The sequence below is a fragment of the Vibrio sp. 704 genome, from assembly GCF_033339295.1.
Map to the genome: position 1 here is coordinate 1 of NZ_JAWOUH010000331.1, position 779 is coordinate 779.

Sequence of the window (779 nt, forward strand, 5' to 3'; positions counted from 1 at the left end):
ACAGATCAATTGCAGTTGCAAAAGGAGGCTCCAATAAAAATCGAGGTAACTGGCGCTGAGTGTATACCCAAGTTACCTCTAAAAGCTAGATTGGCGGCGAGATGCCAAGGTTAAAGCGAAGAGAGATTCTCGACCAATTCTGCCAACGGTTTCGGGTGACCAATGCCATAGCCCTGACCGTAATCCACACCAAGGTCGATCAAGTGCTGCATGACTTGTTCGTTTTCGACAAATTCCGCCACCGTTACTTTGCCAAGCTGCTTCGCCAAATCGTTAATGGAGCGAACCATCACTCGGTCCATTTCATTCACGTCGATATCTCGCACGAAAAGGCCATCAATTTTCACGATATCTACAGGAAGTTTCTTCAAGTAACCAAAAGACGACAAGCCCGAACCAAAATCGTCCAGCGCAATCATACAGCCGAGCGATTTGGCTCTGGTGAAAAAGTCGATGGCTTGATCTAAATTGCCCATGGCCGCCGTCTCTGTGATTTCTAAACAGATTTTTTCGCACGGCATGGTCGAGTTTTTCAATCGTTCGAAAAGAAAATCGATAAATTCCTGATTCCCCATGGATTGACCAGAAAGGTTAATCGAGCAACGCCCCAACTTTTCCACTACGTCTGGTCGCTGTTCAAACCATTCAAGCGCTTGGTTGATCACCTGCTTATCAATCCAATGCGCAATGTTATAACGCTCGGAAGCGGGAATGAAAATCGCCGTAGAGACGTAGTTACCCTGCGCGTCACGAATACGCACCAAAATCTCTAAATACAT

General features: G+C 46.3%; 1 protein-coding gene. It reads right to left on the bottom strand.

Features of this window, described 5'->3' with window-relative positions; all coding sequences use genetic code 11:
• Window positions 1–110: 110 nt before the first annotated feature.
• Window positions 111–779 (bottom strand): EAL domain-containing protein (locus R7R24_RS26270; RefSeq protein WP_318120057.1); only part of this gene is annotated, 669 nt, incomplete at its 5' end.